Here is a 25,547-nt window from a genome sequence, read left to right as displayed (position 1 = left end):
GTGGCTAGCGGTTTACCGTTGCTGCAAAGACTTTTTCTTCTGCTTCAGCGATTCCTTCAACCTTTTCTGTGCCTGCGTTATCAGCATCTGGTGCGTCCCCTCGCCGCTTTCCTCTTCTGCGGGGTTGCGCTGCAGATAGCTGCCGTCGGGCTGCATGTCCCAGGCGGAGCGGTGGTCGGCGTCGTAACAGTCGAAGACCGCACGCAGTTCGGCGATAAGTTCGGGAGCCGTGACCGGGCAAAGGATCTCGACCCTCGCCTCCAGGTTCCTTTTCATGGCGTCCGCCGAGGCGATGAAATATTCCTCCGCTCCACCGTTGCGGAAATAGTAAAGCCTGGCGTGTTCCAGGAAGCGCCCGACGATGCTGACCACGCGGATATGATCCGAAAGCCTGGGGATGCCGGGTCTCAGCCTGCAGGTATCCCGCACGTAGAGATCGACCTTCACCCCCGCCATGGAGGCCCGGTAGAGGGCCTTCACTATGTCGCCGTCCTCCAGCGCGTTCATCTTGAACTGGATCACCCCGCCGCCGCTCTCCAGGTGCAGCGCCACCTCCCGTTCAATCCGCGCCAAGAGCGCCTTCTTGAGCAGTTTGGGAGCGGGCATGACGGCGCGGTAGTTGCGCTTGGCCGAGAACCCGGTGGTTAAGTAGTTGAACAGCTCGGTGACGTCCTGGGCGATCACCTCATCGCAGGTGATGAGCCCTATGTCGCTGTAGATGCGCGCGGTCTCGGTGTGGTAGTTGCCGGTGCCGACGTGGACGTAGCGGCGCAGCCCCTGGTAGTCCTGCCGCACCACGAGGATCACCTTGCAGTGGGTCTTAAGCCCCACCACTCCGTAGGTCACGTGGATCCCCGCCTCCTCCATCAGCTCGGCAAAGCGGATGTTGGCCGCCTCGTCGAAGCGCGCCTTCAGCTCCACTACCACGGCCACCTGCTTGCCGTTTTGTGCCGCCAGGATCAGGGCGTCGATGATCCGGCTTTGGCTGGAGGTGCGATACAGGGTCATCTTGATGGCGCGCACCTTGGGGTCGGTCCCCGCCTCGCGCAGGAACCTCTCTACCGAGGTGGAAAAGGAGACGTAGGGGTGCTGCAAGAGGATCGCCCCCGCGTCCCGGATGGTGTGGAAGATGTTGCGCGAGGCCAGAAGCTGCGGGTGGTCGATGGGATGATGCGGCGGGTCGTGCAGGCGCGGGTAGTCCAGCTTCGAGATCTCGAACAGGTCCCTGAGCGCGAGCATCCCCTGCACCTCGAAGACGTCGTTTGCCTCGTCCAGCTCCAGCTCCGCCGCCAGCCGTCCGCGGTGCAGCGGCTCCATCCCGGCCCCCACCTCCAGCCGCACGATCGGCGCGAACTTCCGCTCCTTCAGCTCCGACTCGATCATCGCCATCAGGTCGTCCGCCTCTTCCTCGTCCTTCTCGGTGTTGGCGTTGCGGGTGACCCGGAAGATCTCGCAGGAGACGATGAGCATGCCGGGAAAGAGCATGTCCAGGTTGTTCATCATCACCTGTTCGAGCGGGATGAAGTGATCCCCCTTTCCTACCCTGATGAAGCGCGGCGTCCCGAGGCCTACCGGGACCTTGACCCGCGCCAGGGACGTCTCGCGCGCCTTTGGGTAACGCAGGGCGACCAGCAGGTTGAGCGAGAGGTTGGAGATGAAGGGAAACGGGTGCGCCGGGTCGATGGATTGAGGGGTCAAAAGTGGATAGATGTTGGCGTAGTAATGCTCGCGCAGTTGCTTCTTTTCCTTGACGGAGAGGGTGGCGTAGCTCTCGATGACGATCCCTTTCGTCTCCAGGAGCTGCAGCGCCGCCTTGAAGGCGTCCCTTTTCTGCGCCTCGATCTCGCGGATCATGCTGCGGCACTCGGTCACCTGCTGCAGAGGGGTGCGGCCGTCCAGGGTGAGCTCGTGCAGCCCAGCCCCGATCTGCTGCTTAAGGCCGCCGATCCTTTTCATGTAAAACTCGTCCAGGTTGCCGCTCACGATGGCGACGAACTTCAGCCGTTCTAAAAGCGGCGTCCGCTCGTCGATCGCCTCGTGCAGCACGCGCCGGTTGAATTCAAGCCAGGTCAGCTCGCGGTTCAGATACCATTGGCTGTCGCCCAAGTCGAACTCGGCTTCGGGCTCGCTCGGCTTTGGAGCGACGGCTCCTTTTGCCGCGCCCTTCGCCTTGGCCGTTTTTTGCTTGTTCGCCTTGGACTTGGCACTCTTCGCCTTGCCGCCCCGCCCGCCGGCCGAATCCGATTTCGGGGCCTTTGCCTTGGGAGCTTTCTTCTTGGTGCCGCTATTTTTGGCAGGGGTTTCGGCCGATGCAACAGTCAGGGCGTCCACTATCGCTTCTGCGGGGGCATCCTGTTCACTGGCGGGGGGCGTAATGGCAGGAAATTCGAGAGTACTGACAGGAGTCTTTTCAGCTTCCTCTGCTAACTGCAGGAGTTCCACTTCGGGCTCATCTTTGGGAACGACGCTTTTGGTCTCCATTGCCTTTGATCTCCGGGGTTCTAGGAATGAAATATTCTTACATACTATCAAGCAATGACAACCTCTCAGGCTGATACAATGGCTGCGGCTCCTCGAATAAAAACAAAGCCCCCGCACCATCTGTTCTTTTACAGTGGCACGGGGGTCCATTGTTAGCTGCTCTTTAATTGTCTTAGTGGTGAGATTTCCTTCAGCTCTCTTCGGGGTTCCTCCTGCCTCCTTTGAGTGACCTTTTCCTGAGGATCTTCATGATTTCTGCGGAGCTCAGTTCCACCTGTCTTTGCCGGCGCCGCTCTACAATCATGACGACCGGAGCTTCCTCTTTTCTAGCATCGCCTTCTCCCATGATCCACCTCCCGACCGCGACGGCGTCCTCTGCTCCACGGTTTGGTTCTGGCGGAAATTTTACTGTAGATCAAATACCTGCACAATTCAGAGCTGTCCTGCAAGGGCAATTGCGTTGCCAACGGCTATCAACCCATTACAATGTTTAGGTTTTAAAATCCCCCCCCCTGTCAAGGACGCACATGAAGATTCTTCTGCTGGCCATGCCCGACGCGGCAAACAACTTCCACCGCATCATCAAGGTTCCGAACCTGGGGCTATGCTCGCTCGCGGCGGAGCTTTCCGAACACGAGGTGAAGATCGTCGACCTGGTGCTGGTGCACCGGAACATCCGCCCCTGGCTGGAGGCGTTCCTTGCCGAATTCCAGCCGCAGGTAATTGGCATCAGCAGCATGAGCTTCCAGTACCGGAGCGCTTTGACCGTGATGGAGATCTGCCGCAACACTGTGCCGCGCGCGAAGCTGGTGCTGGGGGGGTACCACGCCACCTTGTCCTATCTCGAACTCACCTCGGGTCCGGCCGTACCCCCTTTCGATTACCTGATACGAGGCGAAGGAGAGCAGGCGTTCGCGGCGCTCGTCGACGCGCTTGAAGGGGATTTGAGCCTGGCGGCGGTGCCGGCTCTTTCCTGGTCCGACGAGGGGACCTTCCGCCACAACCCGACCAACCAACTGCTCGATCTGCAACGGGTGCCGCTGCCGGCACGGGACGCGCGCGTTCTCGACAGCTTCACCTATTTCGACCGCAAACTCGACTGCGTGGAAACCTCGCGCGGATGCACCATGACCTGCACCTTCTGCTCCATAACCGGCATGTATGGCGCGAACTTTCGCTGCCATGCGCAGGAGCGGGTGATCGCCGACCTGAAGGAGCTTAAGCGGCGGGGAACGCAAAGTGTGCTGATCGTCGACGACAACATCACACTCGACCCGCCCCGGTTCACCCGTCTCGCCCGCGCGATCGTGGAGCATGGGCTCAACGGCATGGAGTACCTGGTGCAGACATCCGTGGCCGGCATCGTCGCCGACCCAGAGTTGATACCGGCGCTGGCCGAGGCCAACTTCGCCATGGTGTTCTTGGGGATCGAGTCGGTGTTGCCGGAAACACTCGCCATGTTTCAGAAGGGGGATATCAGGGAGAAAACGGATCAGGCCGTGCGCCGTCTGCGCGAGCACGGCATCGGCGTCATGGGGGGCTTCATCGTCGGGAACCCGGGCGACGGACGGGAGGAGATCCGGGAGGTCTTTCGCGCCTCGCGGCGGTTGCACGTCGATCTCCCCTACGTGCAGTGCGTCACGCCGTACCCCGGCACGCGGATCCGGCAGGAATTGCTGGAACAGGGGCTGGTCACGAACCCCGACCGGCTGGAGCGCTACACAGGATTCATGTGCAACGTGAGGACCAGGCACCTCACCAACCGGCAGTTGAACCGCATCATGAACTGGGAGAACATGAAGGCATTTTTCAGTCCGCAGATGTTCGTCGGCAACTATTTCGTCAGGAGAAGAGAAAAGGGAGCGCTGAAGGTGCTGCTCAACAACCTGGACCTGGTACGCGGCTGGTTCCTAGGCGACCAGTTCCGCTCCCGCCACCGTTTTTGAAGGTTCTGCCTATCCCCCAGCCCCTAGCCCCCAGCCCCTGCCTTTAGCCTCTCAGCAAATAGGCATGCGCGGAAAGACCGGCGCCGTAGGCGAGCATCACGCACCACTCCCCCTTGCGCAATCCGCTCTGCAGCAGTTCATCCACCACGAACCAGACGGTGGGCGAGGACATGTTGCCGTACTGTTCCAGCACCTTCCGGGTCGCCCATAGTTTCGATTCGTCGATCCCGATCTCGTCCCGCACCGCGTTCACGATCTTTTCACCGCCGGTATGGAGCGCCCAGCCGCCGATGTCGCCGATGGAGAGGGAATGTCTTCCCAGAAGATCGCCTACCACCTCAGCCGCGGCCTTTCTTACCAGCTCCGGGAGGTCGGTGGAGAGCTGGTTGTGGAGCTGTCCCTGCCGGTGCACGAAGCGGATTGCTTCGCGCTCTTCCGGCACGTAGCGTCCGGCGGAGGCGACCAACTCGAAACCGGCCGGTTTCTCCCAGAGAACAGCTGCCGCGGCGCCGTCGCCGAAGAGCGCATTGGAGAGTATGAGGCTTAAGTCGTTCCCCATCTGGAAGGCGGCGCTGCAGATCTCGACCGAGACGCTCACCACGATGCCCCCGGTCGTCCTCAAGATGGACTCGGCCACCTGCAGGTTGGGGACCGCTCCGCCGCAGCCGCTTCCGACCAGATCGTACAGCCTCGCGTCGCAGCGAAGCCCCAGGCGCTCGGCGACATAGCTGGAAAGGCCGGGGCAGATGTAGCCGGTGCAGGTGTTCAGCACCAGCCCGTTCACCTCCCTCACCCCCACCCCCACCTTATCAAGCGCCCGCAGCACCGCCTGCTCTGCCAGCCGGACCGCCTGCTCCGTGAAACGCTCTACCCGCTCATCGGGAGTCTCGGTGAAGATCTGCGCCGGGGTGTCGACGGCGAAATGCCTTTTCTTGATGCTGGGATGGTTGAAGGTGGCGCGAATCAGCCCAAGGCCGCGCGCGGTCAGGCTTTCCTTGAAATGCGACTTGATCAGCGCCGCCGCCGCCTGCTGGTCCACCGAAAACGGCGGGACGACGGTGGCGATGGAGCCCACGAAGACATTGCTGTTCATGACAGATCCCCCCTCAGTCCCACAATTCACCGGAATACATTTCGTCGAAAGCGTCGCGGTACAGTCGCAGCATCTCGTCGCGGTAGAGAGGGTCCACCCGCACCGCCTTCTCGGTCCAGGCGGCGCAGTAGCCGCAGCGCGCGCAATCCGTCTTCCGGCAGTCGATCCCCCGGAAGCCCGCCAGGAACCCATCCAGCTTCCCGTTATCCAGATAGACCGGCGTACCTTCCAGCTCCTCGATGAGCCCCCGCTTCTCCGCCAGCCGTTTCAGCCGGACCAACCCGGCGAAATTGATCACGCCGGGGCGCAGGAAGTACCGGGCGAACCTGCGCAGGCCGCTCAGCCGCTCCTTCCCCTTGCCCGGTTCTCTCTTGTATCCGTAAGGCTGGATCAGGTCCAGCAGGTTTCCGGAGAACCGTCCTTCGCTGTAGGCGCGGACCCGCTCGACAAGGACCGGGGTCGGTGCGCCGCGCTCCAGTATCTTGAAAGAGTTAAAGCCAAGTTCGGTGTAGCTCCCCAGATCTTCCGGCCGGATGAACTCGGAACGAAGGTACAGGGAAGGGTCGGCCAGTTTCTGCGCCGAGCACCTGAGCGCGCAGTAATCGATCATGAAGCCGCGGCTGGCGTGCCCCTTCTGCGAGGCGTGCGAGAGGTTCACCATGTGCTGCCCCGACAGCGGGCAGAAGATCATGCAGTTGGAGTTGGCGATGAGCTGCAGCTCCAGTTGCACCGCCTGTCGTATCGCCTGCAGCATGCCGAAGTCGCGGTTGATGGCGATGGATTCCAGCGTGATGCAGTCCGCCCCGAGATCCTCCCAGAAGCGGGCCTTGGCGACGCAGTCGACGCGGGCGTAGACGCCGACACGCACCTTGAGCCGCGGATGCCGTTTCTTGATGATCGGCAGCAGGAAAGGAAGCGAAACCGTGACCGCGGTGACGCCGCAGCCGTCCACGAAATCCAGGAGCTGGTCGAGAGCCGCCTGCCCTTGCCGGGTGAACTCGCGGTTGTCCATACAGGCGGGGTTGATCAGGTAGTTGAAGCCGATCCCGTTCTTCCCCGCTTCCCTCACGTGGGCCCGGAACTGCTCCTGTCCCAGGGGGGCCAGCATGAACGAGGCGCGGCCGCCCCCCACGCTGTCGGAGGGGAGTTTGCCGAAGAGTTCGGAGACCGGATACCCCTTGATCGCGGTAATCAGGTCGGGCTGGAAGTTTGTGGCGACGGAAAATTTCATCCGATTTCCCCCGAGAGGACCAGCAGCCAGAACGGCTCCCGCCTGATGGTGAAAGAGCCGGCTCCCGCTTTGGAGGCCAGGTCGGCAAGCTCAGCCGCGGTGAACGATTTCAGCACGGAGAGCGGGCCGTCGTAGCGGGTGATGCGGTTTCTGGTGAAGATCCGGGTCAAAAGGTAGATCAACCCGTAGGCTATCCAGCTTCTTCTCAGGTCGATGACGAGGTAGCCACGCCTTGCCACCCTGAGCATCTCCCTGATCAGTGAGACCGCCTCCTGGTCTTTCATGTGGTGCAGCGTTTTGCTGCAGACGACGTAATCGAAGCTTCGGTCCGGGAAGGGAAGCGCTAGCGCGTCGGCTACCTTGAGCGTGATCTCCGGGTAACCGGCCGTCACCTTGCGGGCTATGTCTATGCTGCGGAGGTTGATGTCCACCCCGGTCATGGAGATCCCGATTCCCCTCTTCCTCGCCCAGTCGGCAACGGCAACCGGGAGATCGGCCGACCCGGTGGCGACATCCAGCAGGCTCACCGCCTCGTTACCGTCTATCTGCGCGGAGAGGTGCTTCAAGAGCGCCCTGGTGTCCCCGAGGTAGCGGTTCACCACCCTCAGGTCCGCCAGGGTCCCCTCCAGTTCCTCCTCGCTGCAGACGTCGGCGGGGAGATCCAGAAACTCCAGCCCGGTTCGTTTTCGCGGCGTAAATGGCATGCCCGGGTTCCTCGTACGGTTTGCTATTTGGGCCAGCGCGGGCTGGCGAGTTCGATGCGCCAGATCGGGCCACCGAACGCCAGCGGTCCCATGAACCTGACGAAGGCGGGGACGTCTTTGGTGATGGTCCAGATGTGGTTGTCCGGCGGGGTGCGCCCCAGAAGCGCCGCGGGGAGCTTCAACAGGCCGAGTTTTGGCTTGAGCACGTAGTGGTCGGCGCTCTTCTCCAGGTCGCCGACCAGCACCCGATCCTCCCCGTCCGGTACCATGTCGAGCTCGATCACCCTGGGGGCGGGGGTGAAGGCAACCATGTGGATCTTCTCCCTGGCCCCTTTGGGGAGGTTCTTCAGCACCGTCGGGACCATCCCGTTGTACACGTCGAGCGGCAGGTCAAGCGTTCCTTCCAGCACCTTCTCGTGCCCCTGTTTCCCAACGCTCACCCGGTACTTGCCGCCGCCGGCACGGTCGAGGGAGACCTCCATTTCCTCCGCGAAAGCCTTTCCCTTCTGGATCAGGTGATAGCTCTTCATCAGGAAGTTCCGCTCCTGGGTGAAGACTGCAGACTCGTCGTGCAGCGACCCGTCCTTGAAATAGAGCACGGTGCGGCACTTGAGCTCCCCCCCACGGGGAACCTGCAGGAAATCACCGGAGGCGATGCGCTTGCCGTCGGCATCCGACAGCTCCAGGAACCCGCGCACCATCCCCTCGGCGAAACGGACCGGTACGGGAGCCCCCTGCGCGGGGAGGGGGTCCATGAAGAACGTGGTGATGGCCAGCAGCAAAAGCGGCAAAAGCCAGCCGGCAGGAAGGGAAGCGGCATGGCGAGACGTAGGTTCAGGTGTGGTTTCAGCGAGGTTCCGACGGTGGATTGAATGCAAGGAAGGGCCCCCTGGAGGTCATTTTGTCGTCCGGCATCCCGGGCGAACCATGCAGGATTGTAACATACAAATTTTTTTCTGCCGGAGGTCCGACGGCTGACAGTCACCGCCTGCTGCCGGGGGAAATCCTTTTGGCGTACCCCGCGTAGCGCCAAAAGGGGGTGGGCAAACGGAGCAGGGTCCCTAGCCGGCGCAGCATGCCAAGCGATTTCTCGTTGGCCTCCGAAGGGAAGATGCACCGGGAGAGATCGGACACCCCCCGTTGCAGCATCTCCATGGTCTTTTGCGGGGTCAGTTCCCTGGTGAAATAAAAGGCTGGGTGCAGCAGATTCTGTTCCGGCTCGACCATCCCCTCCTCCAGCGCCAGGCGGTGCACGCCGGTGCCGGGGTAGATCCTGATCCCGGTGGTGATGTAGGCGCTCTCCTTGCGAGGGAGCCGGTTCACGAAGCGGACCGTCTTAGCCACGCTCTCCCCGTTCTCCGAGGGGCCGCCCACGAGAAAGCACCAGAGGGCGCGGATGCTGGAGCCGGAGAGAATCTCTGCCGCACGATGCACATCCGCCTCGCCAAACCCTTTTCCCAAGCCAGCGAGCGTGGCGTCGGCAGCGCTTTCCGGGGTGATGACCAGCGAGGTCATCCCCGCCCTTTCCATGAGCCTCACCTGGTCGCGGGTAAGCCCCTTGGGAGATAGCGATGAGACGCTGAGGCGCGCCCGCACCCCCCTCCTGAGGATCTCTTCCAGCAGTAGTTCGAGGTACCCCGGCGGCTCGTTGAAGACGCTGTCGACGAACTCGAATTCCCTGGCGCCGGTGTGCCGCATCGCGCTTAACATCTCCTCGACCACGGCCGCGGGTTCCCTGATGCGCCAGGCCTCTCCCTCCACGTTGTGATAGGTGCAGTAGAGGCAGCGGTTGGCGCACCCTCTTTTCCCCTGGACCGGGAGCACCGGCTCCATCCCCAGGTAACGCCGCGTGTCCACCCAGCTGTGGGGCCGCGGCGGCACGAACTCGTTCGACAGCTGCGGCGGCTTCGGCATGCTCCCATGCGTGGATACCACCCCCGGTACCCGGCAGGCGTCGGCGACGCTCGCGGCACGAAAAAAGGCGGGCGCTGCGTGCTCCCCCTCCCCCACCACGGCATGATCCAGTCCCAGGTACTCCAGCACCTGCAGCGGCATCAGGCTTACCCCAGCCCCCCCCACCAGCGTCCTCGCGCGGCTGACGGTCTTGATGAAATCGACCATCTCCTTGACTGCGGGAAGGTACGACTGGGGAGAGAGGAAGTCGCAGTTGTCGAGGTTGCGGATGGAGAGCCCGATCCCGTCGGGGCGAAAGGCGCGGAGGGAGTCCTCGACAGCGGCAAGGGGCTTCTTCTGGAAACAGAGGTCGAGGAATTGCACCTCGAACCCCGACAGGCGCAACGCCTCGGCCACCCAGGCTGCCCCGATTGGGACCGTCGGCTGGGGAACGGTTTCGCTGTTGGTGCTGATCATCAGTACGCGTTGCACATCCATCTCCTTTTACAACTCATTAAGTGCGGCAAGCGTTAGGTCTAACAAAGGTGTTGATCCTCGAAAACGCAAGGAGTAAAATGTTTCTTATGGAGGGAAGCAACAACCTCAACAACGAAACACGAAACAACTCCTGATACATGAAGCGGCATCAGGGGTTGGTAACTGGCGCTCAAGAGGCCAAGCCGAACAGGCTCTTAAATCTCATCCGTTAGGGCATAAAAAGACCTGAAAAAGGTGTTAGCAGTAGCAGCAAACAAAAACACCTCCACGGATTGAGCAGGGTCCTCACTGAACGCCAGTTATTTTTTCTCGAAAAGCCCGGTGAACTCTCATCGGGCTTTTTTATGCCTTAATTCTTTCACTTTAGACTGCCGCCTTCGGAAAGATTCTGCTACACTTGCCTGCCATGAACTCGCCGCTCGGGGCATGCCCCGTCTCCCCCAGTGAAACCCTCCGCTACCGCAGCTACGGCACCGGTCCCCGCAAGATCGTCCTGGTTCACGGGCTTGCAGCCCGTTCCGAAACCTGGAAGGACCTGGTTCCGCTGTTCCCTGCCGACAGGTACACGGTCTACCTCCTGGATCTTTTAGGATCCGGGGAATCCGCCAAGCCACGGGAAGCGGACTACTCCATCAGGGGACACAGCCGGAGGCTTCTTTGCTTCATCGATCGCGCGGGACTCCGGGGGGCGACGCTCGTGGGTCACTCTCTCGGTGGTGCGGTGGTACTGGTCGCAGCCGTCGAGGCCATGATCAAGGGGGATGCCGACGCCATCTCGGCCCTCGTGATAATGGGCGGTCCGGGGTACCTCCAACGGCTGCCGCTCATGGCCGAGATCTTCGAGAACCGTCTCGCCGCCGCACTTTTCATCGCACTGTACGCGCCGGATATCTGGATCAAGGTGGGTTTGAAGATGGCCTACTACGACCAACGCCTCATCGACCGTGAGCACATCGCGCGCTACGCCCCCTGCTATCGCAACCGGGACGCCAAGCGCGCCCTGGTCGAAACCTGCCGCTCGCTGGTTCCGGTGGACCAGGAAGAGATAACGGCCCGGTACGGGGACCTCGCGCTCCCGGTGTTGCTCCTTTGGGGGCGTCACGACCAGATCGTACCCCTGTCCCAGGGATCCAGGCTGGAAGCCGCCATACCCGGGTCGAAGCTGCAGGTGATCGAGGAATGTGGTCATAACCCTCAGGAAGAAAAGCCGCAAGTCACATTCAGCATCATCGAGAAGTTTCTGTTGCAAACCGCCGGCTAGCCCACTGTCTGAGCGGAAGTAGAGTTAGCTGCGGCATTCTATGTCAGGGTTGATCTTGGGCTTGGCAGTGATATGTTTTTCCAGTCCGAGCCCACATTACACTACACAAGGAGAGAACAATGAGAGCACGTTGGATCGTAAAACTGATTGTTGGAATGTCAGCGGTTGCCCTGTTAGCAACCGGTTGCGCTACGAACCCGGATGGAAGCTACGAGTTCAAGAGGACCGGTATCGGCGCATTGGGCGGAGCGGCACTGGGCGCCGGTGCAGGCGCTCTCCTCGGGGGCAAGTCGCACCGCGGCAGGAATGCAGCCATCGGTGGCCTTACCGGCGCAGTGGTCGGCGGCGCGGTCGGCCAGTACATGGACCGCCAGGCAGTGGCGCTCAAAAAGAGCATGCCCGAAGCCGAGGTGGTTCGCGACGGCGACAAGGTGTACGTCGCGCTGCCGTCCGGCATCCTGTTCGACTTGGGGAAGGACGCCCTGAAACCGGAAGCGAAGGACGCTTTGAGCCGGGCCGCCGGCACTCTTAAGGACTCCCAGACCACCATCACCATTGAAGGGCACACCGACTCGACCGGCAGCAACGCCGTCAACCAGCCGTTAAGCGAAAGGCGCGCCAACCGTGTCCGCGACTACCTGGTTTCCCAAGGCGTCCCGGGTGCCAAGATGGCAGCCATAGGGTACGGCTCCAGCCGTCCGGCCGTTCCCAACGATTCCGACGCCAACCGGGCCCTGAACCGCCGGGTGCAGATCGAGCTGACCCCGAACGAGAAGCTCAAGGCGCAGGAAAGCGGCAACAACTAGTCCCCGAAAAAAAGCGGGACACCCTACAGGGTGTCCCGCTTTTCGCTCCCCTTTTTCACGAAGGTCCCCTTCTCCAACTCCTCGAAAGCAAGCTGCAGTTCCTCCTGGCTGTTCATCACTATCGGGCCGTACCACGCCACCGGCTCCCCGATCGGCTTGCCGCTGATCAGAAGGAAGCGGACCGGCTTCGACTGCGTGGTCACCGACACCAGATCGCCGTCGCTGAAAAGGATGAGGTTTTCCGGTCCGCACTCGCAGCGCCTCTCCAGATCGAAGTAGTTGACCCCCACCACGTCGTGCCCGAAGGCGTTTCTTTCCCCGTCGAAGTACGCCTCTCCGTCGATGACGTAGGCGAGCGCTGTGTAGCCGCGCTTGATGGTGTGGGTGAAAATGGCCTGTTCGGGGACGGTGACGTCCAGGTACTCGGGGTCGGCTATCACGTCCCGCACCGGCCCCTCGACCCCGCCGGCGTGGCCGCAGATCACCTTCACCTTGATGCCGTTCATGGTGACTTCGGGGATTTCTGAGGCCAGGATCCCCTGGTAACGCGGCGTCATCATCTTGTGCGAGGCAGGGAGGTTGGCCCAGAGCTGGAATCCCCACAGGCGGTTGTCGCTGTCGCCTTTAGGCATCTCCTGGTGGATGATGCCGCTCCCCGCAGTCATCCACTGCAGGTCGCCCGGCTCGATCACCCCTTTGTTCCCCATGCTGTCGCCATGCTCCACCCTCCCCTGCAGCACATAGGTAATGGTCTCGATGCCGCGGTGCGGGTGCCAGGGGAACCCCTTCAGATAATGCGCCGGGTCATCCGAGTGAAAATCGTCCAGCAGCAGGAAGGGGTCGAACATCGGGACCTGGTAATTGCCGAAAGCGCGTTTCAGATGCACCCCGGCCCCCTCGATGGTGGGCTCGCTCTTCCAGACCTTCCTGATCTTGCGTATGGATTCAGTCATTAGTTCCTCCGTTTACCGCAACGCTCACGGTTCAGCTCTGCAACAGTTGGAGCAGGGCCTGGGCTGCGGGCGCGGACGATGCCGGATTCTGTCCGGTGACCAACTTGCCGTCCACCTGCACATACGGCTGCCAATCCGCGCCGCTGCCAAAGAGGGCCCCCCGATCCTTCAGCCGGTCCTCCAGGAGAAAGGGGACCACCTCGGTCAGTCCGACCGCCCGTTCCTCGGAGTTGGTGAACCCGGTCACCCGTTTGTTCTTCACCAGGTACTCGCCATCCCCACCCCTTACATCCGCCAGCACAGCCGGGGCATGGCAGACCGCGGCCACCGGTTTCCCGGATCTGGCAAATTTCTCGATCAAGGAGATCGAGGTGGGGTTGACGGCGAGATCCCACAGGGGACCGTGCCCGCCGGGATAAAATACGGCGTCGTACTCTTCGGCGGAAACGGCGCTAAGACTGATACTGTTGGCAAGTTCAGCCTGAGCGGCCTGATCCTTGGCAAAGCGCCTGGTCCCCTCTGTCTGGTTTTCTGGGAGATCACTCTTAGGATCGATGGGAGGCTTCCCTCCTTTTGTCGAAGCAATGGTCAATCTGGCTCCAGCATCCCTAAAGACATAGTAAGGAGCGACGAACTCTTCGAGCCAGAAACCTGTCTGCTCACCGGTATTGCCGAGCTTGTCATGCGAGGTCAGTACCATCAGTATTTTCATCTTCTCTCCTTCCCTGCTGTGAGCAGATGTCGTTTTGTTGTCAGTGCCGGCGAGACACCTGTATTGGTGTACAGCATCGAATGAAAATATCAACCGGCGCCGCGCCGTTATCTTCACTGGCTCTTATTCTTTACCGTCGGCTATGTCACCTTTACGTTGCCTTACTTCTCTAAGCGGCCTATTGCACCCGCCATTCAAAACCGGCGGCGGCATTCTCCGCAGTTGGGACGGCAGCCGCAATTTGTAGCGGCAGCACGGTTGACAGCTCGTGCCGCGATGCTTAGCTTTTAATAAATCATCCGCTAGGAGTGTCATCATGAGCCAGAAAAATATAGAGGTACTGGAAGCAGAAACCGACGACAACACCGAAAGCAGCGGGCTGGTGCTTGCCTCAGAAGTACTCCCGGCCGGGCTGCCGATCATACCGCTGCGGCCGCGGCCGGCATTCCCGAACATGCTGATCCCGATGGCCGTTCAAGACCCGCAACAGGTGCAGGCAGTGAAGCGGACCATGGAGACCCCGGCGCGCGCCATAGGCCTTGCGCTGGTGAAAGACCCGGAGAAGCCGGATGGGCCGGCCAACCTGCACGGCGTGGGGGTGGCGGGAAAGATCGTGAAGATCATGCAGGCCGACGAAGACGGCGTGCAGTTCCTCGTCAACACGCTGGACCGCTTTTCCATCCGGGAGTTGGACGACAACTCCGGCGTTCTCTTTGCCAACGTAGCCTACCAGTACGGCACGGAGCTATCGGTGAACCCCGAGCTCAAGGCGTACTCGATGGCGGTCATCAGCACCCTGAAGGAACTGGTCCAGATCAACCCGCTCTACTCGGAGGAGATCAAGCTGTTCCTGGGGCGCTCCAGCCTGGACGACCCCGGCAGGCTGTCCGATTTCGCCGCCAGCCTCACCTCGGCCGACGGGCAGGAACTGCAGCAGGTGCTGGAGACCTTCGACGTCCGCAAACGGATCGACATGGTGCTGAACCTGCTCAAGAAGGAGTTGGAGGTCTCCAGGCTGCAGACCAAGATCACCAAGCAGATCGAGGAGAAGATCAGCCAGCAGCAGCGGGAGTTCTTCCTTAGGGAGCAGTTGAAGGCGATCAAGAAGGAACTGGGGCTGGAAAAGGAAGGAAAGACCGCGGAGGTCGAGAAATTCGAGGAGCGGCTCAAGCAGTTGAAGCTGAACCCCGAGGCGCAGCGGGCGGTGACCGACGAGCTGGAAAAATTCAAGCTGCTGGAGCCCGCCTCCGCCGAATACCACGTGACGCGGAACTACCTCGACTGGCTGACCATCCTTCCCTGGGGGAAGTACAGCAAGGATTCCTACAATATCGACAAGGCCCGCAGGATTCTGGACCGCGATCATCACGGGTTGAACGACGTGAAGGACCGCATCACCGAGTTCATCGCGGTGGGAAAGATGAAGGGGGACATCTCCGGCTCCATCCTCTGCCTGGTCGGCCCCCCGGGGGTCGGCAAGACCTCCATCGGCAAGAGCATCGCCGATGCCCTGGGGCGGACCTTCTACCGCTTCTCCCTGGGAGGGATGCGTGACGAGGCGGAGATCAAGGGGCACCGCCGTACCTACATCGGCGCCATGCCCGGCAAGTTCGTGCAGGCGATGAAGAGCGCCGGGTCGTCCAACCCCGTGCTGATGCTGGACGAGATCGACAAGATCGGGGCCTCCTTCCAGGGGGATCCCGCGTCCGCCCTCCTAGAGGTGCTGGACCCCGAGCAAAACGGATCCTTCCGCGACCACTACCTGGACGTCCCCTTCGACCTTTCCAACGTCCTTTTCATCGCCACGGCCAACCAGTTGGACACCATCCCGGCGCCGCTTCTGGACCGGATGGAGGTGATCCGGCTCTCCGGCTACGTGCTGGAGGAGAAGATGGAGATAGCCAGGCGCTACCTGATCCCCAAGGCGCTCAAGAACCACGGGCTCAAGAACGGGCAGGTGACCATCAGGAAGGAGGCGCTGGCGGCGCTCATCGACGGTTGGGCGCGCGAGGCGGGCGTGCGCACACTGGAAAACCGCATCAAGAAGCTGATGCGCAAGGCAGCCAAGGAGTTCGCGACCGGGCGCAGCGAGCCAGTCGTCGTCACCGGGAAAGACCTTCCGGGATACCTGGGTCAGCCGGTGTTCAGCACCGAAGAGATCTTCGAGGGGGTCCCGGGGGTCGTCACCGGGCTCGCCTGGACCAGCATGGGAGGGGCCACCCTCCCCATCGAGGCGACGGCGATGGCGAGCAAGAGCAAGGGGTTCAGGCAGACGGGGCAGTTGGGCAACGTCATGATCGAGAGCTCCGAGATCGCTTATTCTTTCGTCATGGCGCATCTCAAGGAGTACGGTGCGGCGGAGGATTACTTCGATACGCACTTCGTGCATCTGCACGTCCCCGCCGGCGCCACCCCCAAGGACGGCCCTTCCGCAGGGGTCACCATGGCGACGGCGCTGATATCCATGATGCAGGGAAGGCCAGTAAGGAAGAAGCTCGGCATGACGGGAGAGCTGACCCTGACCGGGCGGGTGCTCCCCATCGGCGGGGTGAAGGAAAAGACCATAGCGGCGCGGCGCGCCGGGCTGAAGGTGCTGATCTTCCCGGAAGCGAACAAGAAGGATTTCGCGGAACTTCCCGACTACCTCAAGGAGGGGTTGGAGGTCCACTTCGCCAGGGAGTATAAGGACGTGTACAAGGTCGCCTTCGCTTCGAAGTAACCGCCCTTTTCTACCCCGCACTAAAAACCCCGCCTCCTTGCCGGATGCGGGGTTTTTCTTTGCCACAAGCATTGCCGCCATTAAACGCGCGGGTGCTTTCAGCTGTCCGGTAATGGAAGTTCGATGGTGAACTCGGCTCCTGCCTGTGTGTTGCGTGCGGAAAGTCTGCCCCCCATGTTCTTTTCGATGATCATTTTGGCCATGTAAAGCCCTAAGCCGGTCCCTTGTGCTTTGAACTTGGTGGTGAAATAAGGATCGAAAATCTTTCCAATTATCTTTTCGTCGATCCCGCCGCCGTTGTCGCTGATCGTGACGATATTTTTGCCGTCTCGGTACAGGCACTCCACCTCGATCAACCGTTGCGGCGTGCCGCGTTCCAGCAACACCTGCTGGGCGTTGTTGAGTATGCTCAAAACAGCCTGAGAAAATGCGTTGCGAAACCCCATCATCGGCACTGACCCATTGTTCATGATCCTGACGGAGATGCCATTTTCCTCGTAGCTGCTCCGGACTAATGCCAGCGACTTCTCCACTGTTTCACAAGGGTCGAATTTACCAGGCTCACCCTCAGGCATGAAGAAGCTTTGGAATGAGTTGATGGTATTCGACAGATAGGTGATATGCTCCATGCATCTATTCACACAGCTTTTAAAAGATTCGTGTTCCAGTTTCCCTTCATTGGACTCATACAGGCAGCCCTGGATCAATAACGCGATCTTGTTAAGCGGCTGGCGCCACTGATGTGCAATGTTGTTCAAGAGCTCACCCATCGCTGCCAACCGCGTATTCTGGAACAACAGACGGTCCTTCTGAAGATTTTTTTCCACTTCCTCAATCACTCGTTGCTCCAGACTCAGGTTCAATGCCTCCAACTGCTCCTGCTTAATGGCAAGTGCCTCTTCTGCCAGCTTCCTTTCCGCGATTTCCTTCTGCAACTCATCGTTTGTGCTGGCAAGGCTCGCCGTGCGGTCCTCAACCCGCTTCTCAAGCGACGCGTTGGTTTCCTGCAGTTCCTTTGCCAGGTGACGAAGGTGGATATGCACCCCCACGCGGGCCAGGACTTCCTCGCGCTGAAGAGGCTTGATTATGTAGTCCACAGCCCCGGCGTCGAATCCCCTTACCTTCTGGTCCATCTCCGCCAGCGCAGTCATGAAGATAACCGGGATGTCGCGAGTCGCTTCCACGGCCTTGAGCCTCTGGCAGGTTTCGAAACCGTCGATGCCAGGCATGAGCACATCCAGCAGGATCAGATCGGGCCGGGTTAAAAGCGCCCGCCTGATGCCGCTCTCGCCATCCTCCGCCACATAGATGGTATAGCTGTACTCCTGCAACAAAGAGGAAACGATGGCGAGGTTGTTGGCGTCGTCGTCTATAACCAGGATGGCGGCCGCGTGATCTTTTGGCTGTGCGATGATGGCGTTCATATCTTTTCTCCGGCAAAGGTTTTCGCCGATATCCCCGGGGACTGGCTCCGCAGGTGCCTGTCCCCCTTTCTCCGCAGGTGCCTGTCCCCTTTTTGCGGGCTCACGACGACTCTCTCATCTGCTGCTCCACCAGCGCAAGTATGGCCTTTACCCTGAACTCGCCGGCAAGGCCACGCAACATGTCGGCAAAACGGCTGTATTTTGGCTCCTGCTCCTCAAGACGGTCGGCCCAGGATCGGACTCCCTGCATGTCCCCCATCAACGCCAGTTTGTGAAGCTGCTTCAGCTCTGCAAAAGGAGGAGCCTCGACCGCTTCCTCCCGTTCCTGTTTCTCGCCGTGCTCTGTCGCCGCTATTTTGGCCGCAGCCACCTCCCATCTCACATTCAAATGGAAAGCGATCCTGTCCAGGAGCAGTTCAAGTGGAACCGGTTTGCCGATAAAGTCGTCGCACTGCCGCAAAAACATGTTCCTGCGGACGCTATCGGTCACCGTCGCCGAGGTCCCGATGATCCTGGTCAAGTCCAGTTCCCGGTGCCGCCTCATTTCCCGGACAGCATCCAGCCCGTCCATCTCCGGCATGACCAAGTCCAGCAGCACGAGATCGGGCTTTTGCTCCATTGCCTTACTCAGTGCTTCCCGCCCGTTCTCCGCGGTATTGATCTGAAAGCCCAAGGGTTCCAGCAGGGCTACCAGCATCGAGACATTGGTGACATTGTCATCGACGATGAGGATACTCCTGCGCTCCCCCTGGTAGCCGGAGATTGCCTGCCCGGCCGCCGCTCGGGAGATCTCGCCTTCCGTCACCGTCGGCAGCGGCAGTTCCACCCTGAAGGTGCTTCCTGCACCGGGTTCGCTCTCCACCGTGACCTGTCCATGCATCAGGCTCACCAGGCGCCGGGTGATCGAGAGCCCCAAGCCGGTTCCCTCCCGGATCTGTCCCCCATCCGCCAACTGTACGAACGGCTCGAAAATGATACCGAGCTTGTCCCTGGGGATCCCGGTGCCGGTATCCGTTATCTCGCATGCGAATACGCCGGTGCTCGAGTGGTAACGCACACGAACAGTTACACAGCCGCGGTGCGTGTATTTCACCGCGTTGGAAAGCAGGTTCAGCAAGATCTGCTTGAGTTTACGCTGGTCCCCCCGCACGGCCCGCGGCAAACGATTCAGTTCCTCGTACTTGAATCCCAGATCCTTCTCATCCGCCTTCACCTTGGCGATGCTGAACACCTGTCCCAGTAGGGCGGAGAGATCAAAGGAGAGTTCTGCAAGTTCCATTTTCTGGGCCTCGATCTTACCCATATCCAGGACGTCGTTTATGAGCGAAAGCAGATGCTCGCCGCAGCCGCGCACGATTTCGAGCTGTTGCCGTTGTGCATCCGTCAGGTTGTCCTGCCGCTTCAGGATCTGGGCGTACCCCAGTATGGCGTTTAGGGGAGTGCGCAGCTCGTGGCTCATGCTGGAGAGGAAGGCGCTTTTCGCCTGGTTTGCCACCTCGGCCCGCTCCTTGGCTACCAACAGCTCCATTGTCCGCTCACGAACCAACTCCTCTAGGTGGGCGCGGTGCCTCTTCAGCTCGTCTTCTCCCTCCTTCAGTTCGGTGATATCCCGTACCGATTCGATCACCGCAATCACCTCCCCCTCAGAGTCATACAAAGGTGCTGCCATTGCCATGGTATAAGCGTGGGGGCGAGAGGCGCTTTTTACCGGGCCCTCGCCGATTATTTTGCCCCCTTCGACGACGAGCCGCACATACAGCGGCTTGATCTCTTCAGCCCGCCACGGGGCCAGCACCATGTCGAGTAGCAGCGGTCGTCTCATTCCATAGAAGGGGATGGCGCACTCGTTACCGGCTTTACCCAGCATAGCTTCGGCCTTGGCACCGGTGAACTCCTCTGCGGCGCGGTTCCAAATGACGACCGCTCCTTGTGCATTGACGACAAAGGTCGGATCGGGAAGGAAATCGATTATGTCAGCCAAGCGCCGCTCCGAATCTCTGAGTGCCTGTTCGGCAATCCGCCGCTGCATTATTTCCTGGTCCCGCTCCCTTACCTTCTCTTCCAGCTCTTGTGCTTGCAGGCTCAGCAGTTGCTCCCGTTCCCGGTGGTAGTCGATCCTTCTCTTAAGATCGGAGGGGGCCATTTTCAGCTCGGCAATCATGTCGGCATAGACCTGCTTCAAGGTGCTTTGCTCTTGCTCGGAAATGACACGGCTCTTTATGAAAGCCCTGTGTGCTGCCGCAGCGCCTATTGCACTCGCCAGTATGATCTGCGCCTCGTTGTACAATTCGGCCAGCTCGGCCACGGAGATCCTGCTCTTTCGTTCCATCCTCAAGGTCGAAAGACACGCTCCGGCCATCGCGGATGATTTCTCCGGAGGAAAGTATTGACTGTAAAGCTCTTCTATCTCCTTCATCTTGGCTGCCAGATCGATTCCGGCCTCCATGCCTGAAGGTCCGGGCGTGGGGCCTATGTCTAGCGCACCAACAAACTTCTCGGCTGTGTTGCGCTCCTGAAGGTCCTGTGCAAAGAACAACGATCCGAAGATGTACAGGGTAACGTTTACGAACATGCTCCAAAATACGGAATGGCTTGCCGCGTCCAACCCGGTTACATAGAAAAGATGCTCCGGACGGAGCCATCCTATTCCCCATAGGCCGTCACCCAATATGGCGTGGTTTAGCAACCCGCCTTGCACCAAGGCCGGCAATATCAATGTGTACATCCAGAGCAGGAAACCTGCTGCCATACCGAGAAATGCTCCGGCCAGGTTCCCTTTTCTCCAGTACAGCCCGCCGATTATTGCAGGAGCCAATTGCAGCACAGCGGCAAAGGAAGGGACGCCGATGTCGACCAAGATGAAGAATTCCCCCACCACTCCCTGGAACCAATATCCGGCGAAGACCAGCAGGGCGACGGTGAGCCAACGGCACTGAAGCAGATACTGCTTGAGACCGCGCAAGAATGTCACCGACTCGATGACCGGTAACAGCAGATGATTGGTGGCCATGGTAGCAATAGTCATAGATCCGATGATGATCAATCCGGTCGCTGCCGAGAATCCGCCCAGGAACACAAGCAGCGACAACACCCCTTGCCCATTGGCAAGCGGCAGCATGAGTATGAAATTGTCTGCCTGCTGCGCCGGGTACCCAGCCAGAAGGCCGGCCAACGTTACCGGCATGACGAAGAGGTTGATTAGCAGCATATACAGTGGGAAGAGCCACATGGCGGTCAGGATGTGCTTCTCGTCGACGTTCTCAACTACCGCCATGTGAAATTGTCGCGGCAGGAACATCACGCTCGACGTGGAAAGCAGCATGTAAGTAGTCCAGGAGGCGTAAAAGGAGGGAGTACACTGTGTTGAGGTAAGGGTGGTGCTGGCCGGTATTTGAGCAAAACGACTGAATACATCGTCGAAGCCTCCGTACATGCTGTAGGTTACGTAGGCTCCGACTGCGAGGAACGGAACCAGCTTCACTATACTTGCAGCAGTCATCGCAACCACCATTCCCTGGTGGCGTTCGGTAGGCACAAGCTTTCTCACGCCGACCAGTATGGTGAACAAGATGACGAAAGCGCAGATAAAGAGCCCGATGTTAAGGTGCTTCCAGAAGGCGCCGGAGGAACCGGTGATAAGGTCGAAGGTCGCCAGTATAGCTTTGAGCTGAAGGGAGAAATACGGGACTGCTCCGAAGATGCAGATGATAGTCACCAAGGCAGCTAGAGCAGTTGACTTGCTGTAACGAAGAGAGATGAAATCTGCGATGCTGGTGATCCGGTAGATATTCTTTATCCTCACCATCTTCCGCAGGATCAGCCACCACAACATGACAGAAAGCGTGGCCCCGACATATACGGTGAGAAAGATCATGCCCATGGAAGCAGCTTTTCCGACGCTGCCATAGAAAGTCCAGGCGGTGTGGAACACGGTCAGTGACAGCGCGTAGACGAGGGGGTTGTTGCAGAGGTCTTTGCCGGCGGCGGCCCTACGTTCGCCCCAGAGGGCGACAACGACCAAGGCGACCATATAGAGGCTGCACACGACGATGAGGCTAAAGGGAGTAAGCATACTAGCCACCTCCCTTGCGAGTGTCAGCACCTTTGGTATTTTTGGCGCGGATACTCTTTTGCAGGAAAAACAACGAGAGTATCAAAAGAGACCAGAGCCCATAGAGATAGATAAACAGTCTCTTAAAGCCACTGTTGCTGGCCACTGCCAGGAATGGCCAGTTGAACAGAGAGAATATGAGACAGAAGAGAAATATCTGAAACTCTGGCTGTCGGAAGAATCCTGGGGCTCTCCTCATAGTGCATACCTGCCTTTAGCTTAGAATGGGCAGATTCAATTATAAGTGGAAACCAATCTTCAGACCAGGGCAATTATGTGAAAGTTGCAATGCTAAACAGAGAGGCTTGTGCTGTTCCGAGACTTGCTGGGGAGGGATCGGCGGTGAGTAGTGTCATGGCATTGCGGGAGTTGACAGCAAAAAGCCCCGTCAGGATATTCTGACGGGGCTTTTTTATTAAATTCCCTGCGGCGACCTACTCTCCCACACCGTTACCAGTGCAGTACCATCGGCCCAGAGAGGCTTAACTTCCGTGTTCGGGATGGGAACGGGTGTGACCCTCTCGGCATAGCCACAGAGAAACTCTTAGCTCAAACCTTTACGGCTCTCGCAATATATTTCTCCACAATTGCATCTTCGTGATTTGTAGGTTTTGGTTGCTAGCAGTTTATGATCGGGGGGTGGGAGTCCCACCCCCCTCTCTAAGAATTTTTTATGGTCAAGCCTCACGGCCGATTAGTACCGGTAAGCTGAATGCATTACTGCACTTACACACCCGGCCTATCAACGTTGTGGTCTACAACGGGCCTTTAGGGGATTGCTCCCAGGGATACCTAATCTTGAAGGAGGCTTCCCGCTTAGATGCTTTCAGCGGTTATCCTTTCCGTACATAGCTACCCAGCGACTGCTCCTGGCGGAACAACTGGAACACCAGAGGTACGTTCAACCCGGTCCTCTCGTACTAAGGTCAACTCTTCTCAAGTATCCTACGCCCACAGAAGATAGGGACCAAACTGTCTCACGACGTTTTAAACCCAGCTCGCGTACCGCTTTAATTGGCGAACAGCCAAACCCTTGGGACCTACTTCAGCCCCAGGATGCGATGAGCCGACATCGAGGTGCCAAACCTCCCCGTCGATGTGAACTCTTGGGGGAGATCAGCCTGTTATCCCCGGCGTACCTTTTATCCGTTGAGCGACGGCCCTTCCATACAGAACCGCCGGATCACTAAGACCTACTTTCGTACCTGCTCGACTTGTTGGTCTCGCAGTCAAGCTCCCTTATGCCTTTACACTCTACGGCTGGTTTCCAATCAGCCTGAGGGAACCTTCGCGCGCCTCCGTTACTCTTTGGGAGGCGACCGCCCCAGTCAAACTACCCATCAGACAGTGTCCCCGATCCGGATGACGGACCTGGGTTAGACATCCAAACAAACCAGGGTGGTATTTCAAGGATGACTCCACCGAGACTAGCGTCCCAGCTTCAAAGTCTCCCACCTATCCTACACAAGCTTATTCGAATGTCACTGTCAAACTGTAGTAAAGGTGCACGGGGTCTTTCCGTCTTTCTGCGGGTACTCGGCATCTTCACCGAGAATTCAATTTCGCTGAGCCACTGGTTGAGACAGCGCGGAAATCGTTACGCCATTCGTGCAGGTCGGAACTTACCCGACAAGGAATTTCGCTACCTTAGGACCGTTATAGTTACGGCCGCCGTTTACCGGGGCTTCGGTTCAAAGCTTCACCTTGCGGCTAACAAATCCCCTTAACCTTCCGGCACCGGGCAGGCGTCAGACCCTATACGTCGTCTTGCGACTTTGCAGAGTCCTATGTTTTTAGTAAACAGTCGCTACCGCCATTTCTCTGCGACCCTCCCAAGCTAAGAGAGCAAGTCTCTTCACCCAAAAGGGCATACCTTCTCCCGAAGTTACGGTATCATTTTGCCGAGTTCCTTAACCAGTGTTCTCTCAAGCACCTTAGGACATTTATCCTCACCCACCTGAGTCGGTTTACGGTACGGTCACCTGCTGTCTGAAGCTTAGAGGCTTTTCTTGGAAGCATGGGATCAACGACTTTATGGGGATACCCCCTCGTCATCAGCTCTCAGCGTTGAATGGAGAAAGGGATTTGCCTCCTTCTCCCGCCTACGACCTTAAACCAGGACTACCAGCGCCTGGATCGTCTACCCTACTCCGTCCCCCCATCGCAACAACAGGTGGTACGGGAATATTAACCCGTTTCCCATCAACTACGCCTTTCGGCCTCGCCTTAGGGACCGACTAACCCTACGCAGATTACCTTTACGTAGGAAACCTTGGGTTTTCGGTGACAAGGTTTCTCACCTTGTTTTTCGCTACTCATGTCAGCATAATCTCTTGTGATACCTCCAGCCGTCCTCACGGTCGACCTTCGCAGGCTTACACAATGCTCCCCTACCACTGGATCCTTAAGGATCCAATCCGCAGCTTCGGTACTACGCTTAGCCCCGTTACATTTTCCGCGCAGACCCACTCGACCAGTGAGCTATTACGCTTTCTTTAAAGGGTGGCTGCTTCTAAGCCAACCTCCTGGTTGTCTGGGCATTTCCACATCGTTTTCCACTTAGCGTAGATTTTGGGACCTTAGCTGGCGGTCTGGGCTCTTTCCCTTTCGACCGCGGATCTTATCACCCGCAGTCTGACTCCCGCAATAACAGTTAACGGTATTCGGAGTTTGGTTAGGTTTGGTAATCCGGTAAGACCCCTAGCCCATCCAGTGCTCTACCCCCGTTACTTACTTTGCGAGGCTATACCTAAATATATTTCGGGGAGAACCAGCTATCTCCGAGTTTGATTAGCCTTTCACTCCTATCCACACCTCATCCCCTGGCTTTTCAACGCCAGTGGGTTCGGGCCTCCACGAAGTGTTACCTTCCTTTCACCCTGGACATGGATAGATCACCCGGTTTCGGGTCTACCCCCAGCAACTAATTCGCCCTATTAAGACTCGCTTTCGCTGCGGCTCCGTTCTATGAACTTAACCTCGCTGCTGAGGGTAACTCGCTGACTCATTATGCAAAAGGCACGCGGTCACACTGGATTGCTCCATAGTGCTCCCACTGCTTGTAGGCATACGGTTTCAGGTTCTATTTCACCCTCCTCATTGGAGTACTTTTCACCTTTCCCTCACGGTACTGGTTCACTATCGGTCAGAGAGTAGTATTTAGCCTTGGGAGATGGTCCTCCCGGATTCCCACGAGGTTTCACGTGCCTCGCGGTACTCGGGGACACCCTAGGGTGAATCATGGTTTCGGATAAGGGGCTATCACCCACTATGGCCGGCCTTTCCAGACCGTTCTCCTACCAATCATCAATCCCACGTCGGGGCCCCACAACCCCCGCACCATCGAAATGGTACAGGTTTGGGCTGTTCCGCTTTCGCTCGCCGCTACTGACGGAATCACTATTGTTTTCTTTTCCTGAGGGTACTTAGATGTTTCAGTTCCCCTCGTTCGCCACGCATGGCTATGTATTCACCATGCGTTACTGAAGCATTACCTCCAGTAGGTTTCCCCATTCGGAAATCTCCGGGTCAAAGCCTGTTTAGCGGCTCACCGAAGCTTATCGCAGCTTACCACGTCCTTCATCGCCTCTCTCTGCCTAGGCATCCACCGTACGCCCTTAGTAGCTTGACCATAAAAAAACTGTAAATCGATCAATGCTGCTATGCATACCCCAGAAGCAATCGACAACTGACAAGTCAATTGACAACTAACTCC

Annotated in this window: 15 protein-coding genes and 2 rRNA genes; 4 read left to right on the top strand and 13 right to left on the bottom strand. The window is 58.9% G+C overall.

The features are described from left to right. Positions 1 to 12: 12 nt before the first annotated feature. Together ppk1 and GBEM_RS21420 are read right to left on the bottom strand one after the other, a co-directional pair. A complete protein-coding gene (ppk1, locus tag GBEM_RS05185) occupies positions 13 to 2,481 on the bottom strand; it encodes a polyphosphate kinase 1 (RefSeq protein WP_012529466.1) in 2,469 nt (822 codons plus the stop codon). Between the two features lie 190 nt (positions 2,482 to 2,671). After that, positions 2,672 to 2,827, bottom strand: coding sequence for a hypothetical protein (locus GBEM_RS21420; RefSeq protein ID WP_012529465.1), 156 nt, complete (start codon positions 2,825 to 2,827; stop codon positions 2,672 to 2,674). A gap of 181 nt (positions 2,828 to 3,008) precedes the next feature. On the opposite strand from GBEM_RS21420, the gene GBEM_RS05180 reads away from it, so the two are divergent. Beyond that, positions 3,009 to 4,427 (top strand): B12-binding domain-containing radical SAM protein, encoded by a 1,419-nt coding sequence (locus GBEM_RS05180; protein ID WP_012529464.1) that lies wholly within the window; start codon positions 3,009 to 3,011, stop codon positions 4,425 to 4,427. A 43-nt stretch (positions 4,428 to 4,470) separates the two neighbouring features. On the opposite strand, the gene GBEM_RS05175 is transcribed toward GBEM_RS05180, so the two are convergent. The 5 genes from GBEM_RS05175 to GBEM_RS05155 all read right to left on the bottom strand — a co-directional run bounded on the left by GBEM_RS05175 (position 4,471) and on the right by GBEM_RS05155 (position 9,846). Beyond that, positions 4,471 to 5,520, bottom strand: coding sequence for a type III polyketide synthase (locus GBEM_RS05175; protein ID WP_012529463.1), 1,050 nt, complete (start codon positions 5,518 to 5,520; stop codon positions 4,471 to 4,473). Positions 5,521 to 5,533: 13 nt separating this feature from the next. Further along, positions 5,534 to 6,751 (bottom strand): U32 family peptidase, encoded by a 1,218-nt coding sequence (locus GBEM_RS05170; RefSeq protein WP_012529462.1) that lies wholly within the window; start codon positions 6,749 to 6,751, stop codon positions 5,534 to 5,536. After that, complete coding sequence (locus GBEM_RS05165; protein WP_012529461.1) at positions 6,748 to 7,455, bottom strand: methyltransferase domain-containing protein; 708 nt, start codon at positions 7,453 to 7,455, stop codon at positions 6,748 to 6,750. The genes GBEM_RS05170 and GBEM_RS05165 overlap by 4 nt, the downstream gene beginning before the upstream one ends. A 23-nt stretch (positions 7,456 to 7,478) precedes the next feature. Then, positions 7,479 to 8,333, bottom strand: coding sequence for a hypothetical protein (locus tag GBEM_RS05160; RefSeq protein WP_012529460.1), 855 nt, complete (start codon positions 8,331 to 8,333; stop codon positions 7,479 to 7,481). 103 nt (positions 8,334 to 8,436) lie between these two features. Beyond that, positions 8,437 to 9,846 carry a B12-binding domain-containing radical SAM protein gene (locus GBEM_RS05155; RefSeq protein ID WP_404813036.1) on the bottom strand — a complete coding sequence of 470 codons (1,410 nt, stop codon included), beginning with the start codon at positions 9,844 to 9,846 and terminating at the stop codon, positions 8,437 to 8,439. 406 nt (positions 9,847 to 10,252) lie between these two features. Here GBEM_RS05155 and GBEM_RS05150 point away from each other — a divergent pair, with 406 nt between their 5' ends. Continuing rightward, the gene (locus GBEM_RS05150) at positions 10,253 to 11,107 is read left to right on the top strand and encodes an alpha/beta fold hydrolase (RefSeq protein WP_012529458.1); all 855 of its coding nucleotides are present in this window, start codon (positions 10,253 to 10,255) and stop codon (positions 11,105 to 11,107) included. Between the two features lie 119 nt (positions 11,108 to 11,226). Beyond that, on the top strand, positions 11,227 to 11,913 hold the full coding sequence (locus GBEM_RS05145) for an OmpA family protein (RefSeq protein WP_012529457.1): 687 nt from the start codon (positions 11,227 to 11,229) through the stop codon (positions 11,911 to 11,913). Positions 11,914 to 11,936: 23 nt separating this feature from the next. Here GBEM_RS05145 and GBEM_RS05140 read toward each other — a convergent pair whose 3' ends face one another. Together GBEM_RS05140 and GBEM_RS05135 are read right to left on the bottom strand one after the other, a co-directional pair. Continuing rightward, positions 11,937 to 12,866 (bottom strand): pirin family protein, encoded by a 930-nt coding sequence (locus GBEM_RS05140; protein ID WP_012529456.1) that lies wholly within the window; start codon positions 12,864 to 12,866, stop codon positions 11,937 to 11,939. A 31-nt stretch (positions 12,867 to 12,897) separates the two neighbouring features. Continuing rightward, complete coding sequence (locus GBEM_RS05135) at positions 12,898 to 13,578, bottom strand: type 1 glutamine amidotransferase domain-containing protein (protein ID WP_012529455.1); 681 nt, start codon at positions 13,576 to 13,578, stop codon at positions 12,898 to 12,900. Positions 13,579 to 13,894: 316 nt separating this feature from the next. Between GBEM_RS05135 and lon the strand changes: the two genes are divergently transcribed. Beyond that, the gene (gene lon / locus GBEM_RS05130; RefSeq protein ID WP_012529454.1) at positions 13,895 to 16,297 is read left to right on the top strand and encodes an endopeptidase La; all 2,403 of its coding nucleotides are present in this window, start codon (positions 13,895 to 13,897) and stop codon (positions 16,295 to 16,297) included. 98 nt (positions 16,298 to 16,395) lie between these two features. On the opposite strand, the gene GBEM_RS05125 is transcribed toward lon, so the two are convergent. The 4 genes from GBEM_RS05125 to GBEM_RS05105 all read right to left on the bottom strand — a co-directional run bounded on the left by GBEM_RS05125 (position 16,396) and on the right by GBEM_RS05105 (position 25,463). After that, positions 16,396 to 17,721, bottom strand: a complete 1,326-nt coding sequence (locus tag GBEM_RS05125; RefSeq protein WP_012529453.1) for a hybrid sensor histidine kinase/response regulator — start codon at positions 17,719 to 17,721, stop codon at positions 16,396 to 16,398. 100 nt (positions 17,722 to 17,821) lie between these two features. Next, on the bottom strand, positions 17,822 to 21,793 hold the full coding sequence (locus tag GBEM_RS05120) for an ATP-binding protein (protein ID WP_012529452.1): 3,972 nt from the start codon (positions 21,791 to 21,793) through the stop codon (positions 17,822 to 17,824). Positions 21,794 to 22,253: 460 nt separating this feature from the next. Then, positions 22,254 to 22,370, bottom strand: a 5S ribosomal RNA gene (gene rrf / locus GBEM_RS05110). A gap of 135 nt (positions 22,371 to 22,505) precedes the next feature. Further along, positions 22,506 to 25,463 (bottom strand): 23S ribosomal RNA (locus GBEM_RS05105). Positions 25,464 to 25,547: the final 84 nt, after the last annotated feature.

This window comes from Citrifermentans bemidjiense Bem, from assembly GCF_000020725.1.
Lineage (GTDB): Bacteria > Desulfobacterota > Desulfuromonadia > Geobacterales > Geobacteraceae > Geomonas > Geomonas bemidjiensis.
This window is presented reverse-complemented; position numbering and strand designations above follow the sequence as displayed.

Excerpts from the sequence above, each read along its gene's own strand:
- GBEM_RS05180 (WP_012529464.1), top strand. The coding sequence starts at position 3,009 with ATGAAGATTCTTCTGCTGGCCATGCCCGACGCGGCAAACAACTTCCAC.
- GBEM_RS05140 (WP_012529456.1), bottom strand. The coding sequence starts at position 12,866 with ATGACTGAATCCATACGCAAGATCAGGAAGGTCTGGAAGAGCGAGCCC.
- GBEM_RS05125 (WP_012529453.1), bottom strand. The coding sequence starts at position 17,721 with ATGAACGCCATCATCGCACAGCCAAAAGATCACGCGGCCGCCATCCTG.
- lon (WP_012529454.1), top strand. The coding sequence starts at position 13,895 with ATGAGCCAGAAAAATATAGAGGTACTGGAAGCAGAAACCGACGACAAC.
- GBEM_RS05155 (WP_404813036.1), bottom strand. The coding sequence starts at position 9,846 with ATGGATGTGCAACGCGTACTGATGATCAGCACCAACAGCGAAACCGTT.
- GBEM_RS05150 (WP_012529458.1), top strand. The coding sequence starts at position 10,253 with ATGAACTCGCCGCTCGGGGCATGCCCCGTCTCCCCCAGTGAAACCCTC.
- GBEM_RS21420 (WP_012529465.1), bottom strand. The coding sequence starts at position 2,827 with ATGGGAGAAGGCGATGCTAGAAAAGAGGAAGCTCCGGTCGTCATGATT.
- GBEM_RS05120 (WP_012529452.1), bottom strand. The coding sequence starts at position 21,793 with ATGCTTACTCCCTTTAGCCTCATCGTCGTGTGCAGCCTCTATATGGTC.
- GBEM_RS05165 (WP_012529461.1), bottom strand. The coding sequence starts at position 7,455 with ATGCCATTTACGCCGCGAAAACGAACCGGGCTGGAGTTTCTGGATCTC.
- GBEM_RS05145 (WP_012529457.1), top strand. The coding sequence starts at position 11,227 with ATGAGAGCACGTTGGATCGTAAAACTGATTGTTGGAATGTCAGCGGTT.
- GBEM_RS05170 (WP_012529462.1), bottom strand. The coding sequence starts at position 6,751 with ATGAAATTTTCCGTCGCCACAAACTTCCAGCCCGACCTGATTACCGCG.
- GBEM_RS05135 (WP_012529455.1), bottom strand. The coding sequence starts at position 13,578 with ATGAAAATACTGATGGTACTGACCTCGCATGACAAGCTCGGCAATACC.
- ppk1 (WP_012529466.1), bottom strand. The coding sequence starts at position 2,481 with ATGGAGACCAAAAGCGTCGTTCCCAAAGATGAGCCCGAAGTGGAACTC.
- GBEM_RS05175 (WP_012529463.1), bottom strand. The coding sequence starts at position 5,520 with ATGAACAGCAATGTCTTCGTGGGCTCCATCGCCACCGTCGTCCCGCCG.